Here is a 14,907-nt window from a genome sequence, read left to right as displayed (position 1 = left end):
GAATTCTAGCACCTTGCAGCGTCAGCGGGGCAAAGACACGCCCATCGCAACGGTGCCAGTGCAGGGGGTGGGTGCGGTATACTTGGCGGTTTCCAGCCAAAGGCCCACCGTTGTCGGGCCCTTGGCAAAAACCGCTTACGCATTCGGCGTGTGCGGCGCGGGTTTTTCGTCCAGCCTGTAGCGGGGTGGTACGGCGTTTTTGGAGTTGCACATGCTCGAACAGGCTCAGCGCGTTCTCAAGGACATCTTCGGCTACGACAGCTTCCGAGGGCGCCAGGCAGCGATCATCGAATGCGTAGCCAATGGTGGCGATGCCCTGGTGCTGATGCCCACAGGTGGCGGCAAGTCGCTGTGTTTCCAGGTGCCGGGGTTGCTGCGCCCAGGCTTGACCGTGGTGGTGTCGCCGTTGATCGCACTGATGGACGACCAGGTCGCCACGCTCGATGAACTGGGGGTGTCGGCCGCTGCGCTGAACTCCACGCTCAACGCCGAGCAGCAACGTGAGCTGGCCGGGCGCCTGCGCCGCGGCGAGGTGAAGATGCTCTACCTGGCGCCAGAGCGCCTGGTGCAACCGCGCATGCTCGATTTTCTGCGCGACCTGGACATTTCGCTGTTCGCCATCGACGAAGCCCACTGCGTATCTCAGTGGGGCCACGATTTTCGTCCCGAATACTTGCAACTGGGCCAACTGGCCGAGCTGTTCCCCCATGTACCCCGCATCGCGCTCACCGCCACAGCGGACATGCGTACCCGGGAAGAAATCGTCCAGCGCCTGCACCTGCAGGGGGCCGAGCGCTTTCTCTCGAGCTTCGACCGGCCGAACATCTTCTACCGCATCGTCCCCAAGGAAGCGCCCCGCAAGCAGCTCATGGCGTTTCTCGGCGAACGCCGTGGAAACGCAGGTATCGTCTATTGCCTGTCGCGCAAGAAAGTCGACGAAACCGCTGCCTTTCTCTGCGACCAGGGCTTCCCGGCGCTGCCATACCACGCCGGTCTGCCGGCTGAAACGCGCTCGGCCAACCAGCATCGGTTCCTCAACGAAGAAGGGCTGATCATGGTCGCGACCATCGCCTTTGGCATGGGCATCGACAAACCCAACGTGCGTTTCGTCGCGCACTTGGACCTGCCAAAGTCGCTGGAAGCCTACTATCAGGAAACCGGTCGCGCCGGTCGTGACGGCCTGCCTTCGGACGCCTGGATGGCGTACGGCTTGCAGGACATGGTCATGCTAAAGCAGATGCTGCAGAACTCCGAAGGTGACGAGCGCCACAAGCGCATCGAGCAGCACAAGCTCGACGCGATGCTTGCCTTGTGCGAGGAGACACGTTGCCGACGCCAGACCTTGCTGGCGTACTTCGATGAGACGCTGGAACAGCCCTGCGGGCACTGCGACAACTGTGTCGACAATGTGCAGACGTGGGATGCCACCGAGCCTGCCCGTCAGGCGTTGTCAGCGGTATTTCGTACCGGCCAGCGTTATGGCGTGGGGCATTTGGTGGACGTGCTGCTAGGCAAGCAGACCGAGAAAGTGACCAATTTCGGACATGACAAACTGTCGGTGTTCGGCGTCGGCAAGGCGCTGGCCGAGGCCGATTGGCGCTCCCTGTTCCGCCAACTGGTGGCCCGTGGCCTGGTGGATATCGACCTGGAAGGCTACGGCGGCCTGCGCCTATCGGACAGCTGCCGGCCGCTGTTGCGGGGCGAGGTCACGTTGCAACTGCGCCGTGATCTGAAGCCGCAGACCGTGGCCAAGGCATCGTCTTCTGGCGGCGGCAGCCCGGCCAGCCAGTTGGTGCGCGCAGAAGAACGCGAATTGTGGGAAGCGCTGCGCACCTTGCGCCGCAAGCTTGCCGAAGAGCACCGCGTCCCGCCTTACGTCATCTTCCCGGACTCCACCTTGCTCGAGATGCTGCGCAGCCAGCCGGTGACCCTAAGCGACATGGCGCAGGTCAGCGGTGTTGGCGCCCGCAAGCTGGAACGCTACGGGCAGGCTTTCCTGGAAGTGCTCAATGGCAGTGGCGGTACCCCTGAGGCGCCGAAGGTGGTACTGGACTTGCGTCATGAGTTGGTCAGCCTGGCCCGCGCCGGCATGACGCCGGCGCAGATCGCCGGCCAGCTCGACTGCACGGAAAAGAATGTCTACAGCCTGCTGGCCGAGGCGTTGGGGCGTCAGGAGCTTAACCTCGAACAGGCGCTGGACCTGCCGGAAGATCTTCTGTCGGAGATCCAGGATGCCTTCCTCGACGGCGAAGGCGAATTGCCACCCGTTTCCACCATTGCGCCGTTGTTCGGATCACGTGTGCCAGACGTCGTCTTGCACTGCGTGCGTGCCGCCTTGGCGGCAGAGTTCGAGCTGTAACGATGCACGCTGCCTTGCCCCAAGCGGTTTGCTGATCCGTGTCATGCCAGCGCATGTTTCCCCTGCAGCAGCGCGACCGGACGGCTTGCCTCGTCGCGCCGCGCATGATTAGCTGCCTAACAATTAGAACTGTTCAACGAGTCGCTTTATGCCCCTGACCGACAATCAACACCGCTTCGGCATGCAGCTTGCCCAGATGTCCCGTGGTTGGCGTGCCGAGCTTGATCGCCGCCTGGCCGGCCTCAATCTGTCGCAGGCGCGGTGGCTGGTGCTGCTGCACCTGGCGCGGTTCGAGGAGGCGCCCACCCAGCGCGAACTGGCCCAGAGCGTCGGCGTCGAGGGCCCGACCCTGGCGCGGTTGCTCGACAGCCTCGAAGGGCAGGGGCTGGTGCGCCGCCAGGCCGTTGTCGAAGACCGGCGGGCCAAGAAGATCGTGCTGTGCCCCCCGGCCAAGCCCCTGATCGAGCAGATCGAGACCATCGCCAATCAGCTACGCATCGAGCTTTTCACAGGTGTCGACGAAGCAGACCTTGAGGTCTGCATGCGGGTCCATGCCAAGATTCTGGGCAACCTCGAAAAGCCCTGATCCATCGATTGCAAGGGGTATCACATGACCGAGCCAAAGCCTGAAATCATCATCACCTATTGCACCCAGTGCCAGTGGCTGTTGCGTGCCGGCTGGCTGGCCCAGGAGCTACTCAGTACGTTTGGCCAGGACCTGGGGCAGGTGGCCTTGCAGCCGGGCAGCGGCGGCGTCTTTCGCATCACGTGCGATGGCGTGCAGGTGTGGGAGCGCAAGGCCGATGGCGGCTTCCCCGAAGCGAAGGTGCTCAAGCAGCGCATACGCGATCAGATCGATCCACAGCGCGACCTGGGTCACAACGATCGCTGACCGCCCTGGCCGTGTCGATACCGCGGGCAGTCTGGCCCTTTGGCGTCAGAGGCGCACCTTGCCCAGTAGCACGTCCCTGAACATCGCAAAATCCCCCAGCAGGCTGTAGAAGGGATAGGTAAAGGTCGCTGGCCGATTCTTCTCGAAAAAGAAATGACCGACCCAGGCCAGGCCGTAGCCGACCACGGGCACGGCGAGCAGCAGCATCCACTTGCCGCTACCAATGGCATAGGCCAGCAGGGCAATGACCAGGCTGGTGCCCACGAAGTGCAGACGGCGGCACGTGGGATTGCTGTGCTCACTGAGGTAGTAGGGATAGAACTCGGCGAAGGTTCGGAATTGCGCTGTGCGGTCCATGACACTGCTCCGGAAGGTTGACTGGCGAATGATAGACACGGCGTGGAGCCTGATTCGAGTCTAGAGTCACTGACGAGGCGTACCAGTGACAATAGGCGCCAATTGAGTATCCTTGGGGTTCACCGCAGGAGCGGTCAGCATAAGAAGCGTGCCATGAGCGAAAGAACCACCTCCGCCAGCTGGGCATCTGGGATCGTCAAGGCGCTGGAGCTCGAAGGGCTCGATTGCCAGGCCATGTTCAAGCAGCTGGGGCTGGACTTCGCTGCTCTCGATGATCCGGATGCGCGCTTCCCCCAAGACGCCATGACCCGGCTCTGGCAACTGGCGGTTGAGCTGTCGGGCAATGAAGCAATAGGCCTGAACATGGCGCGCGTGGTCAGGCCTGCATCCTTTCATGTGGTGGGCTACGCGCTGATGTCCAGCCGTACCCTGGCCGAAGGCTTCGCACGGCTGGTGCGCTATCAGCGCATCATTGCCGAGAGTTCTGACTTGAGCTTCATCCTCACCCCTGAAGGCTATTCGCTGATCCTGACCGTGCACGGCGACCACTTGCCGCCCACCCGGCACAGTGCCGAGGCGTCGCTGGCCTGTGCGCTGTCCTTGTGCAAATGGCTTAGCGGCCGGCCAGTGCAGCCGCGGCGGGTACTGATACAGGGGCCACCGCCCAAGCACCTGGAACCCTACAAGGTAGCCTTTCATTCCCCGTTGATCTTCAATGCCCCCCACGATGCTCTGGTGTTCGAGCGGGCTGACATGGAGGCACCCCTGCCCACGGCCAACGAAGCCATGGCCGTGTTGCACGATCGGTTCGCCGGTGAGTACCTGGCACGTTTCTCGGAGAGCCGGGTGACCCATCGGGTGCGTCAGGTGCTGTGCCGCATCCTGCCCCAGGGCGAGCCCAAGCGTGAAACCCTGGCACAGGCACTGCACCTGTCCCAGCGCACCTTGCAGCGCCGGCTGCAGGATGAGGGCACCAGCTTCCAGGCGTTACTTGACGATACCCGGCGCGAATTGGCCGAACAGTACCTGGCCCAGCCCAACATGACCTTGCTGGAAACCGCCTACCTGCTTGGCTTCGCCGACCCCAGCAACTTCTACCGGGCCTTTCGCCGTTGGTTTGGCGTCACACCCAGCGAGTACCGGGCTCGCCTGGGCACCGATCTCGACGCCGTCAGTGACGCCAGAAAGCCGGCATGCACAACACCAGCACGGTGATGATTTCCAGCCGGCCCAGCAGCATGCCGCCGGCCAGGATCCACTTTGCAGCGTCGGGCAGTTTGGCGTAGTTGCCGGACGGCCCGATCACTTCGCCAAGGCCGGGGCCCACACCGGACACCGTCCCGGCCGCGCCGGTAAGGGCGGTCATCCAGTCGACCCCCAGCAATGACAGCAGCAATGCCATCACGCAGATGGTGATGGCGAAGAAGAAGGAAAACGTGAGGATGGAGCGTACGATTTCTTCGTCGAGGCGATGCCCGTTGTACTTCTGCTTGATCACCGCCCGGGGGTGGATCAACTGGTTGAGGTTGGCCTTGAGCAGGATGTAGGCCACCTGGAACCGGAATATCTTGATGCCGCCGGCCGTCGAGCCGGAGCACCCGCCCACGAATCCCAGGTAGAAGAACAGCATCAACGAAAAATTGCCCCACAGGCTGTAGTCACCCAACGCAAACCCTGTGGTGGTCACGACCGAGGTCACGTTCAGTGCGACGTGACGCAAGGCATCGAGCCAGTGCAGGTTGGTGGTGTACCAGTACCAGGTGCCCAGTATCACCCAGGTCGCGACCAGCATGCCCAGCAAGCCTTGCACCTGTTGATCACGTATCAGGGCCCCGCGGTTGCCGCGCAACGTGGCCACGTACAAGGTGAACGGCAGGCTGCCGAGGATCATCACCACCACGGCCACCCAGTGCACGGCGGGCATGTCCCATTTGGCCAGGGACTGGTCGGACGTTGAGAACCCGCCGGTGGAGATCGCCGACATGGCGTGGTTGATCGCATCGAACGGGCTCATGCCGGCCCACCAGAACGCCAGGGCACCGAAAATGGAAAACCCGACATAGACCCCGACGATGGACTTGGCGACCATGTGCGAGCGCGGCATCACCTTCTCGGAGCGGTCCGAGGATTCGGTCTGGAACAGCCTCATGCCGCCGATGCGCAACAGGGGAAGAATGGCCACCGCCATGGCGATGAAGCCGATGCCGCCCAGCCAGTGCAGCATCGAGCGCCACATCAGGATGCCGGGCGACATGCTGTCCAGGCCGCTGAGTACGGTAGCGCCAGTGGCGGTGATGCCCGACATGCTTTCGAAAAACGCATCGGTGTAGCTGATGTGCTGCGTAAGCAGAAAGGGCAGGGCAGCGAATACGCACACCACCACCCAGGAACACACCGTCAGCAGGTACATGTCACGCGGACGCAAATGCACGTGCTCCGGCCTGCCGGGCACTACCAGCAGCAGGCCCGCCACGAAGGTGATCAGGCTCGACCAGAGAAAGGACGGCAGGTCGCTGGTGCGTTCGAAAATCACCAAGGTAGCCATGGGGACAGCCATGCCCACGGCGAGGGTGATGAGGAAGATGCCGATGATGAAACCAATGATCCTTAAGGTCGGCAACGCCATGTGTTCTGCTCGGGCTCGAAACGGAAGGGCGCCATTCTACCTGTGGGGCGCAAAGGCTCAAGGCCAAGCTGCATCTTCATGCTGCAGGTCTCGGACGAGGTCGGGCTTGCAGCCTGGGGCCGGGCCCTTGAGAATGGCCGCACATTCATGTTCCAGGAGGGTAGCCGATGGAGGCTCTCGACGCATTGCTCAACCGGGTTTCGGTCCCGCGCCTGACCGACCCTGCGCCCAACGATGCCCAGCGTGAGGCCTTGTTTCAGGCTGCGCTGCGGGCCCCGGACCACGGTCAGCTACGCCCGTGGCGCTTTCTGACCATCGAAGGCCAAGCACGCGAGCGGTTGGGTGAACTGTTCGCCAGCGCGGTTCAGAAGCGCGGTGATGCCAGTGAGGCGGCATTGAGCAAGGCCCGCGCCATGCCGCTACGCGCGCCCTTGCTGATCGTGGTCATTGCCCATTTGCACAAGCAGCACCCCAAGGTCCCAGTGCTCGAGCAGCAACTGGCAGCAGGGTGCGCCGCCCACGGCATACTGATTGCCGCGCACGCCCAGGGCGTGGGTGCCGTATGGCGTACCGGAGACCTGGCCTTCGATGCCCATGTTCATGAAGGCCTGGGCTTGGCAGAAAACGAGGAGCTGCTTGGCTTCCTGTATGTGGGTACGCCCATGACCGAGCCTCGCACGGCGCCTGTGCTCGCCACTGCCGACTTCGTCAGCGCCTGGGGCGACTGACCGCCCAGCCCGCCGCGTTTGACCCAAGCCGCTGGCCTTGGCGCAGACCTGCGTGGTGGCGCTAGCTGCCAGGTGCTTCTGCCACCGGCAGCTCCAGGGTTGCGACAAAACCGCCTTGTGGATGGTTTGCCAGTATCAGTCGGCCGCCGTGGCGCTCTGCCGCCTTGCGGGCAATCGCCAGCCCAAGGCCGTGTCCAGGGGCTTTTTGCCCCGGCGCCCGGAAAAACGGCTCGCCCAGCTGGGCCAGGTGCTCAGCTGCCACGCCGGGGCCTCGGTCACGTACGCAGACCCTGAGCACGTCGTCCTCGCGCCAGGCGCTCAGCTCCACGGGTTGACCCGCGGGGGTAAAGCGCAGTGCATTGCGCAGCAGGTTGTCCACCGCACGCTCGATCAGGGTCGGCCAACCTTGCAAGGTCAACCCGGGTTGCGCTTCGAGGCGCACGTCATGCTCGGGTGCCGTCAGTTGCGCGTCCTTGCGCACGCTGCCCAGTAGCGCGTTGAGATCGACCGTTTCAGCATGGGCCTGGTCGGCATCCACGCGCGCCAGGGTCAAAATCTCACTGATCAGGTCTTCCAGCCGATCGCATTCGCGGGTCAGGCGCGGCCACAAGGCCTGGCGTTGCTGCGGCTCGGCACGTTCGGCCAGGGCCAGGGCGATGCGCAGACGGGCCAGCGGAGAGCGCAGCTCGTGGGACACATCGCGCAGCAACTGGCGCTGGCTGGCGATGGTGCTCTGCAAGCGAGCACCCATCTTGTTGAAATCCTTGGCCAGGACGCCGAATTCGTCGCGCCTGCCGGCCAGTTGCGCCAGGCTGTTCTGCTGGTAGGTACTCTGCCCCAGGTCGTGCACCGCGCCACGCAAGCGGCTCAGGGGGCGGGTAATGGACAGTGTGACGAACAGGCTGAACAGGGTCAGCACCACCAGGGCGATGCCCAGTGCGCTCAGCGGCCAGAGCAGGCTCTCGCGGTGCCAGGCATCGAGGGCAGGGTGAGGGATGCGGTAGATCAGCAGGTAGGACGCCTTGCTCTCGGGGCTGGTGTATTCCTCGGTCAGGCGGCGCCACGGCAGGCGCCGCTCATCGTTATGCTGCCTGGCTTCGAGTGCAGCCGCGCGCCGGGGAAAGGTGCCTGGCACCACAGCGTCGCCGCTGTCGTCCAGTACTTGCACGTCGATCTTGTAGCGCGCCTTGCGCCTTTCGAGAAAATGCTGCGCTGCGTCCGGGCCTTCCTGTTCGTAGTGCCTGGCCCATTGGCTGGCCAACGTGTTCAGCCCCGGGTGACGGCTTAGAATCCAGGCGTCCTGGTTGAGCGTGTGCGCCAGCAATATCGACAGCCCAGCTACCAGAGCGATGGCGAGCCAGAAGCTGGCCAGGATGCGCCAGAACAGTGAACGCACGTAGACCTCCCCAAACGATGAAAGCCCGCCGTGCACCAGGCGAACCTGGCGCACAGCGGGCGCTGACAGTGGAGCTTACTGGGACTTGCCGGCTTTTTCAGCTTTCCAGGCCTGGAACTCCTGCCACTCCGCTTTCTTGGCGGCGCGTTCCTTTTGCAGTTCGTCGAACTTCTTTTGCTGGTCTGGCTTGAGCAGGTTGCGTACCGCAGCGTCGGTCTTGTCGCGGCTGGCCTGCATCTCTTCTTTCATGGCTTTCTGATCGGCCGCCGGCAGCTTGCCAAGGTAACGCTCGGTGATGTCGTGGCGCTGCTTCATCTGATCGCCCATCAGCTTGCCGATCTGGTCGCGCTGTTCGCGGCTCAGGTCCAGTTCGTGGAAGGCCGGGCCGCCGCGATGATGCGGGCCATCATGGCGCGGGCCGCCGTCGGGCATGGCCATGGCAACGGTGGGCAGTGCGGCGGCGAACAGCAGGGCGGTAAGGGTCTTGCGCATGGTGTCTCTCCTGTCATGGGCCGGCGATCACCGGATGAGCACAGTCTAGGGAGATGATCGTCAAGCGCGGTCAGGGCACGGTAAAGGGAACGTAAAGGCCAGTTCCCTTTCCTGGCATCAGACTGACGAAAGTACTACAGGCAGTAGTAGTAGCCGCGGCTGCGCAAGGCGATGATGCGGGGGCGGCCGTCGGCGTGCGGGCCGATCTTCTTGCGCAGGTTGCTCACGTGCATGTCCAGGCTGCGGTCGTAGAGCGTCAGCCGGCGACCAAGGCCGATCTGCGCCAGCGCCTGTTTTTCCAGAGGCTCGCCCGGTTGGCGCAGCAATGCTTCAAGAATGCGGCTCTCGGACAGGGTCAGGGTCAGCTCGCGACCGTCGATGCTGGCCACCCCGCGGGCAGGGCTGTAGACCAGGTCGCCCAATTCCAGCTGGCTGGTGGCCGGGGCTGGATGGCTGCGGCGCAACACGGCGCGCAGCCGCGCAGTCAGCTCGCGTGGGTCGCACGGCTTTGCCAGGTAGTCGTCGGCGCCCAGTTCAAGGCCCAGGATGCGGTCCAGCGGCTCGCCGCGGGCCGACAGCATCACCACGGGCAGGTCGGCATGCTCGCTGCGCAGGCGCTTGAGCAGTTCAAGACCGCTACCGTCGGGCAGCATCACATCCAGTACCACGGCCGCTGGCGCACGTTCGGCCAACGCCTGGCGTGCAGCCTGGCCATCGTGGCAGGCCCGCACAGTGAACCCTTCCTGGGTCAGCCAGCTGCTGAGCAGCTCGCACAGCTCCTGGTCGTCATCAATCAGTAACAGCTCGCTCATGACTCACTCAATTCAACCATTGACGGCGCCGCGTTGGTCCGCCAGCCGGAAAGATACCCCAGTCTTGAGGTCAGCTGCCAACTGGCGATGCCAAGCACGCCTTCTAGGCGAGGTGTTTCAAGGCAGCACTTGCTTGAAGGGCTTGACCACGACCTGGTCGTAGACGCCGGCAGCGATGTAGGGATCGGCATCGGCCCAGGCTTGGGCGGCGGTCAGGGAATCGAACTCGGCCACGATCAGGCTGCCGCTGAAGCCTGCCTCGCCTGGGTCGTTGCTGTCGATGGCCGGGTGCGGGCCGGCCAGTACCACCCGGCCTTCTGCCTTGAGCTGCTGAAGGCGCTCGATGTGGGCCGGGCGCGCAGCCAGGCGTTTTTCCAGGGAGTTAGCGACGTCGCTGGCAATGATGGCGTAGAGCATGTCAGTCCTTGGGTTTGGAGGCAGAGGAGGTATCTTGCAGGTGGCGCGACAGGTACAGCCCTTGTGACACCAGGAACAGCACGGTCATGCCCAGGCTGCCGAACACCTTGAAGTCGACCCAGAACGCTGGGAAGGTGAAGGCGACGAACAGGTTGGCGGCGCCGCAGAACAGAAAGAACGCGATCCAGGCGAGGTTCAGGCGGGCCCAGATGGCATCGGGCAAGGTCAGCGCATGGCCCATGATGCGCTTGATCAGTACCCGGTCGCCGATGAAGTGGCTACCGGCGAATGCCAGGGCGAACAGCCAGTTCACCACCGGCGCCTTCCACTTGAGGAAGGTTTCGCTGTGAAAGGCCAGGGTCAGGCCGCCAAACACCAGGCAGGCGACCAGCGTCAGCCACTGGCCTTTCTCGAGCTTGCACTGGCGCAGGAACAACGCGCCGTACACCACCAGCGAGCTGATGATCAGCATGGCAGTGGCACTGTAGATACCACCGAATTCGAAGCTGTGCCCGGCCAGCTCGACGGGCCGTGGGTCCAGTTTGTAGACGATGAAGAACAGCAGCAGCGGGATGAAATCGATGAATTGTTTCACAATGGCAGCCAGAACCGGGATGTGACGGCATAATAACAAACATCGAATCCAGCGAAAGCGCTACTCCATGAATGTTGATCTGCACTGTCACAGCACGGCCTCCGACGGCGCCCTGTCGCCTTCGGTCCTGGTCGCCCGGGCCTTCGAGCATGGGGTGCGTACGCTGGCGCTCACCGACCACGATACCCTAGAAGGCCTGGCCGAAGCCCGCCAGGCCTGCCGCGAGCACGGCATGCAATGGGTCAGCGGCGTCGAGCTGTCCTGTACCTGGGGCGGCGCAACCATCCACATACTCGGTTACAACTTCCCCGTAGATGCACCGCCCTTGCTGGCGGCGATCGAGGCCCTGCACCGTGGCCGCTGGTTGCGTGCCGAGGAAATCGACAAGCGCCTGGCAGCCAAGGGCATGCCAGGAACGCTGGCAGGTGCCCGGCAAATCCAGCAGGCGCTCGGTGACAGTGGCAATGCCCCGGCCCGGCCACATTTTGCCGACTACCTGGTGCATGCCGGCCACGTCAAAGACCGGGGCGAGGCCTTCCGCAAATGGCTCGGTGCCGGCAAGCTCGGTGACGTCAAGCAACATTGGCCATCGTTGGAGGAAACCGTTGCCACCCTGCGCCAGTCCAACGCATGGGTGAGCCTGGCGCATCCCATGCATTACGAGCTGACGCGCAGCAAGCGCAGGCGGCTGATTGCCGACTATATTCAGGCAGGCGGGCAGGCGCTTGAAGTGGTCAATGGGATGATGCCGGCCGAGCAGGTGGGCACCCTGTCCATCCTCACCCGTGAGTTCGGGCTGCTGGCAAGTGCCGGCAGTGACTTCCACGGCCCCGGCACCTGGGGCGAAATCGGTGCCTATCGGCCTTTGCCCGAGGACCTGCCACCTGTGTGGCACCGTTTCAGCCATGAACAGCCATTGCCGGTTTGAACAGGACGACGACGTGAGCCAATTTTTCCAGATTCACCCGGAAAACCCACAGCCGCGACTGATACGCCAGGCGGTCGAGATCATCCGCAAGGGTGGGGTAGTGGTCTACCCCACCGACTCGGCCTATGCGCTGGGTTGCCAGATCGGTGACAAGTCGGCCATCGAGCGGGTGCGCCGTTTGCGCGGGCTGGACAAGACCCACAATTTCACCCTGATGTGCTGCGACATGTCCCAGTTGGGCTTGTACGCCAAGGTCGATACGGGCACCTTCCGCCTGCTCAAGGCCCATGTGCCGGGGCCCTACACCTTCATTCTCAACGGCACGCGCGAAGTGCCGCGCCTGTTGTTGCATGAAAAACGCCGCACCATCGGCCTGCGCGTGCCGGACCATGCCATTACCCTGGCACTGCTTGCCGAGCTGGGTGAGCCCTTGATGAGCGTGAGCCTGATCCTGCCCGGCGACGCCGAACCCATGACCGACCCCTACGAAATTCGCCAGCGTCTGGAGCACCATGTCGACCTGGTCATCGATGGCGGCTACGGTGACCTCAAGGCGTCGACCATCATCGACCTGTCAGGCGATGAACCCGAACTGATTCGCGAAGGCTGCGGCGACCCTGCTCCGTTCATGGTCAACGCGTGACCGCCGAGCCGTTCGCCCAGGCAGCGGCCGAGCCGGCCGAGCTGCCAGGCCAGTTGCAGCTCGCGCTGGTCTACGGCGAGGCCGTGACCGAGCTGCCGCTGGACTTGTACATACCCCCCGATGCCCTGGAGGTCATTCTCGAAGCGTTCGAAGGGCCTTTGGACCTGCTGCTGTACCTGATTCGCAAGCAGAACATCGATATCCTCGATATCCCGGTGGCAGAAATCACTCGCCAGTACATGGGCTACGTCGAGTTGATGAAAACCGTGCGCCTTGAGCTGGCTGCCGAATACTTGGTGATGGCCGCCATGCTGGCCGAAATCAAGTCGCGCATGTTGCTGCCGCGCAGCGTCACGGTCGAGGAGGAGGAGGGCGACCCACGCGCCGAGCTGATCCGACGTCTGCAGGAGTATGAACGCTTCAAGGCGGCCGCCGAAGGCCTGGACGGGTTGCCCAGGGTCGGTCGTGACCTGGTCGTGCCGTGCCTGGAGGCGCCCCAGGCAAAGGTACGCAAGCTGTTGCCGCAGGTCAGCCTGCCGGAGCTGCTGGCGTCCATGGCCGAAGTGATGCGCCGCAACGACCTGTTCGAAAGCCACCAGATCAGCCGAGAGACCCTGTCGGCCCGGGAACGCATGGGGCAGGTGCTGGAACGCTTGAAAGACGGTGGTTTCGTGCCCTTCATCGATCTGTTCGCGCCCGATGAAGGCAAGCTGGGGGTGGTGGTCACGTTCATGGCTGTGTTGGAGCTGGTGAAGGAAACCCTCGTCGAACTGGTGCAAAATGAAGCCTTTGCCGCCATCCATGTGCGGTTACGCCCTGCTCCTGCCGAAGACGCCCATGAACCTGAATGACCCCCGCGACCTGGCCCCGTTGATCGAAGCCTTCCTGCTGGCCTCTGGCAAGCCTCAATCGCTTGAGCGCTTGTACGAGCTGTTCGAGGAGCCCGAGCGGCCCGAGCCGAAGACGTTCAAGCGAGCACTCGAAGTGCTAGGCAAATCGTGCGCCGGTCGGGCGTTCGAGCTCAAGGAGGTGGCCAACGGTTATCGGCTGCAGATTCGCGAGGATTACGCGCCTTGGGTCGGCCGGCTGTGGGAAGAGCGCCCGCAGCGCTATTCTCGGGCGCTGCTCGAGACCCTGGCGCTGATTGCCTACCGCCAGCCCATCACCCGTGGCGAAATCGAGGACGTGCGTGGCGTCGCGGTCAATAGCAACATCGTCAAGACGTTGGTCGAGCGCGAGTGGATCCGTGTAGTGGGCCACCGGGAAGTGCCCGGACGGCCGGCTCTGTTTGCCACGACCAAGGCATTCCTGGACCATTTCAACCTTCGCAGCCTGGATGAGCTGCCAGCGCTGGCCGAATTGCGCGAGATGGAACCCGAGCCCTTGCTCGACCCGGACGATGCCCCGGTACCGGCGCACCTGCAGGCCCTGGCCGACGCCAGCCTGGGCGAGGACGAGGAGGCTGAGCCGGTCAAGGACGAGACCAGCTTTCGCAGCCTGCTCGTGGAGCTCGACGCCATGGAGCAGGGCCTCAAGACCGATTTCGACGATGTGCTCCAGCACGACCCTGATGCCGAAACGCCGTTGGAGGGGGAGCCGAGCGAGCAGGCCTGATCGCCTCAACTCGATCTGCTGTGGCCATGGCCCAGGCCGTCGAGCAGGGCCCGCCTGGCAGAAAGTCGTGGCAGAGGGTGGAAAAGCTTCTACCCTCCCATGCATTCAGGCGGCGAACCACGTATGATGCGCGGCCTTTTGGCGCGTTCGTTGCCAGAAACCTGTTTTCATTCCTACACCGGGAGGTGCCCAGATGAGTGAGCAAGACCTGCAAGATACCCAGATCACCCCACCTGTTGGCGAGAAGCTGCAGAAAGTCCTCGCGCGTATTGGCGTGGGCTCGCGCCGTGACGTCGAGGCCTGGATCAGCCAGGGCCGCATCAAGGTCAACGGCGTTGCAGCCACCCTTGGCCAGCGAGTCGACCTGCATGACGCCATTGCCGTCGACGGCAAGCTGATCAAGCGTGAAGAAGCGGCCGAGGCGACGCGCCGGGTGATCATGTACAACAAGCCCGATGGCGAGATCTGCACCCGCGATGACCCGGAAGGTCGCCCAACCGTGTTCGATCGCCTGCCGCGTCCCAAGGAAGGTCGCTGGATCAACATCGGCCGTCTGGACATCAACACCACCGGCTTGCTGCTGTTCACCACCGACGGTGAACTGGCCAACCGCCTGATGCACCCGTCCTACGAAATGGACCGCGAATATGCCGTGCGCGTACGTGGGGAAGTGGATGACGAGATGATCGAGCGCCTGAAGGCGGGTGTCATGCTCGAAGACGGCCCCGCCAAGTTCACCGACATCCAGAAGGCACCAGGCGGCGAAGGCTTCAACCACTGGTACCACTGCGTGGTGATGGAAGGCCGCAACCGTGAGGTGCGTCGCCTGTGGGAGTCGCAGGGCATGGTGGTCAGCCGCCTGAAGCGTGTGCGCTTTGGCCCGGTGTTCCTCAACTCGGATTTGCCCATGGGCCGCTGGCGGGAAATGACCCAGGGTGAAATCGACATCCTGGCGGCCGAGGTGGGCTTGCAGCCCGTGGCGTTGCCGGCCTTGAAGCTCAAGGCCAAGGACAAGATGGAGCGTCTGCAGCGCAAATCGTCCCGCCCC

General features: G+C 63.5%; 17 protein-coding genes. 10 read left to right on the top strand and 7 right to left on the bottom strand.

All coding sequences use genetic code 11. The features are described 5' to 3' along the window. The first annotated feature begins 211 nt into the window (after window positions 1–211). The 3 genes from recQ to B2S33_RS10840 all read left to right on the top strand — a co-directional run bounded on the left by recQ (window position 212) and on the right by B2S33_RS10840 (window position 3,251). Complete coding sequence (gene recQ, locus B2S33_RS10850) at window positions 212–2,359, top strand: DNA helicase RecQ (protein ID WP_288650263.1); 2,148 nt, start codon at window positions 212–214, stop codon at window positions 2,357–2,359. Between the two features lie 148 nt (window positions 2,360–2,507). Beyond that, window positions 2,508–2,945 (top strand): MarR family transcriptional regulator, encoded by a 438-nt coding sequence (locus B2S33_RS10845; RefSeq protein WP_023533772.1) that lies wholly within the window; start codon window positions 2,508–2,510, stop codon window positions 2,943–2,945. A gap of 24 nt (window positions 2,946–2,969) precedes the next feature. After that, complete coding sequence (locus B2S33_RS10840) at window positions 2,970–3,251, top strand: SelT/SelW/SelH family protein (RefSeq protein ID WP_104926435.1); 282 nt, start codon at window positions 2,970–2,972, stop codon at window positions 3,249–3,251. Between the two features lie 45 nt (window positions 3,252–3,296). Here B2S33_RS10840 and B2S33_RS10835 read toward each other — a convergent pair whose 3' ends face one another. Further along, the gene (locus B2S33_RS10835) at window positions 3,297–3,608 is read right to left on the bottom strand and encodes a DUF962 domain-containing protein (protein ID WP_028688034.1); all 312 of its coding nucleotides are present in this window, start codon (window positions 3,606–3,608) and stop codon (window positions 3,297–3,299) included. Window positions 3,609–3,761: 153 nt separating this feature from the next. Here B2S33_RS10835 and B2S33_RS10830 point away from each other — a divergent pair, with 153 nt between their 5' ends. Continuing rightward, window positions 3,762–4,823 carry an AraC family transcriptional regulator gene (locus B2S33_RS10830; RefSeq protein WP_104926434.1) on the top strand — a complete coding sequence of 354 codons (1,062 nt, stop codon included), beginning with the start codon at window positions 3,762–3,764 and terminating at the stop codon, window positions 4,821–4,823. On the opposite strand, the gene B2S33_RS10825 is transcribed toward B2S33_RS10830, so the two are convergent. Continuing rightward, window positions 4,780–6,234 (bottom strand): TrkH family potassium uptake protein, encoded by a 1,455-nt coding sequence (locus B2S33_RS10825; protein ID WP_027915895.1) that lies wholly within the window; start codon window positions 6,232–6,234, stop codon window positions 4,780–4,782. The two genes, B2S33_RS10830 and B2S33_RS10825, sit on opposite strands and share 44 nt — an antisense overlap. A 167-nt stretch (window positions 6,235–6,401) precedes the next feature. Between B2S33_RS10825 and B2S33_RS10820 the strand changes: the two genes are divergently transcribed. Next, window positions 6,402–6,962: a nitroreductase family protein gene (locus B2S33_RS10820; RefSeq protein WP_027915896.1), complete on the top strand. Its 561-nt coding sequence runs from the start codon at window positions 6,402–6,404 to the stop codon at window positions 6,960–6,962. Window positions 6,963–7,023: 61 nt separating this feature from the next. Here B2S33_RS10820 and B2S33_RS10815 read toward each other — a convergent pair whose 3' ends face one another. From B2S33_RS10815 to B2S33_RS10795, 5 genes are all read right to left on the bottom strand, one after another. Further along, complete coding sequence (locus tag B2S33_RS10815) at window positions 7,024–8,358, bottom strand: sensor histidine kinase (protein WP_088523390.1); 1,335 nt, start codon at window positions 8,356–8,358, stop codon at window positions 7,024–7,026. Between the two features lie 75 nt (window positions 8,359–8,433). Beyond that, window positions 8,434–8,850, bottom strand: a complete 417-nt coding sequence (locus B2S33_RS10810) for a Spy/CpxP family protein refolding chaperone (RefSeq protein ID WP_027915898.1) — start codon at window positions 8,848–8,850, stop codon at window positions 8,434–8,436. 134 nt (window positions 8,851–8,984) lie between these two features. Continuing rightward, a complete protein-coding gene (locus B2S33_RS10805; protein WP_288650261.1) occupies window positions 8,985–9,662 on the bottom strand; it encodes a response regulator transcription factor in 678 nt (225 codons plus the stop codon). Window positions 9,663–9,779: 117 nt separating this feature from the next. Further along, entirely contained in the window at window positions 9,780–10,079 is a 300-nt protein-coding gene (locus B2S33_RS10800; RefSeq protein WP_027915900.1) for a YciI family protein, read from the bottom strand. Between the two features lies 1 nt (window position 10,080). Continuing rightward, entirely contained in the window at window positions 10,081–10,674 is a 594-nt protein-coding gene (locus B2S33_RS10795; RefSeq protein ID WP_288650259.1) for a septation protein A, read from the bottom strand. Window positions 10,675–10,741: 67 nt separating this feature from the next. Here B2S33_RS10795 and B2S33_RS10790 point away from each other — a divergent pair, with 67 nt between their 5' ends. The 5 genes from B2S33_RS10790 to rluB form a co-directional block, all read left to right on the top strand. Further along, on the top strand, window positions 10,742–11,602 hold the full coding sequence (locus B2S33_RS10790) for a PHP domain-containing protein (protein ID WP_288650258.1): 861 nt from the start codon (window positions 10,742–10,744) through the stop codon (window positions 11,600–11,602). Between the two features lie 13 nt (window positions 11,603–11,615). After that, on the top strand, window positions 11,616–12,245 hold the full coding sequence (locus B2S33_RS10785; protein WP_104926725.1) for an L-threonylcarbamoyladenylate synthase: 630 nt from the start codon (window positions 11,616–11,618) through the stop codon (window positions 12,243–12,245). Between the two features lie 125 nt (window positions 12,246–12,370). Then, window positions 12,371–13,096 (top strand): segregation and condensation protein A, encoded by a 726-nt coding sequence (locus tag B2S33_RS10780; protein WP_288650277.1) that lies wholly within the window; start codon window positions 12,371–12,373, stop codon window positions 13,094–13,096. Next, the gene (gene scpB, locus B2S33_RS10775; RefSeq protein ID WP_027915905.1) at window positions 13,083–13,859 is read left to right on the top strand and encodes an SMC-Scp complex subunit ScpB; all 777 of its coding nucleotides are present in this window, start codon (window positions 13,083–13,085) and stop codon (window positions 13,857–13,859) included. Before B2S33_RS10780 ends, scpB begins: the two co-directional genes overlap by 14 nt. A 193-nt stretch (window positions 13,860–14,052) precedes the next feature. Further along, a partial coding sequence (gene rluB, locus B2S33_RS10770; RefSeq protein ID WP_288650255.1) for a 23S rRNA pseudouridine(2605) synthase RluB occupies window positions 14,053–14,907 on the top strand: 855 nt, incomplete at its 3' end.

Origin of the sequence: Pseudomonas sp. UBA5568 (assembly GCF_002425525.1) — a bacterium.
In the GTDB taxonomy this organism is placed as follows: domain Bacteria; phylum Pseudomonadota; class Gammaproteobacteria; order Pseudomonadales; family Pseudomonadaceae; genus Aquipseudomonas; species Aquipseudomonas fulva.
The sequence above is the reverse complement of the archived record's forward strand: the minus strand, read 5'-3'. Positions and strand labels throughout refer to the sequence as shown.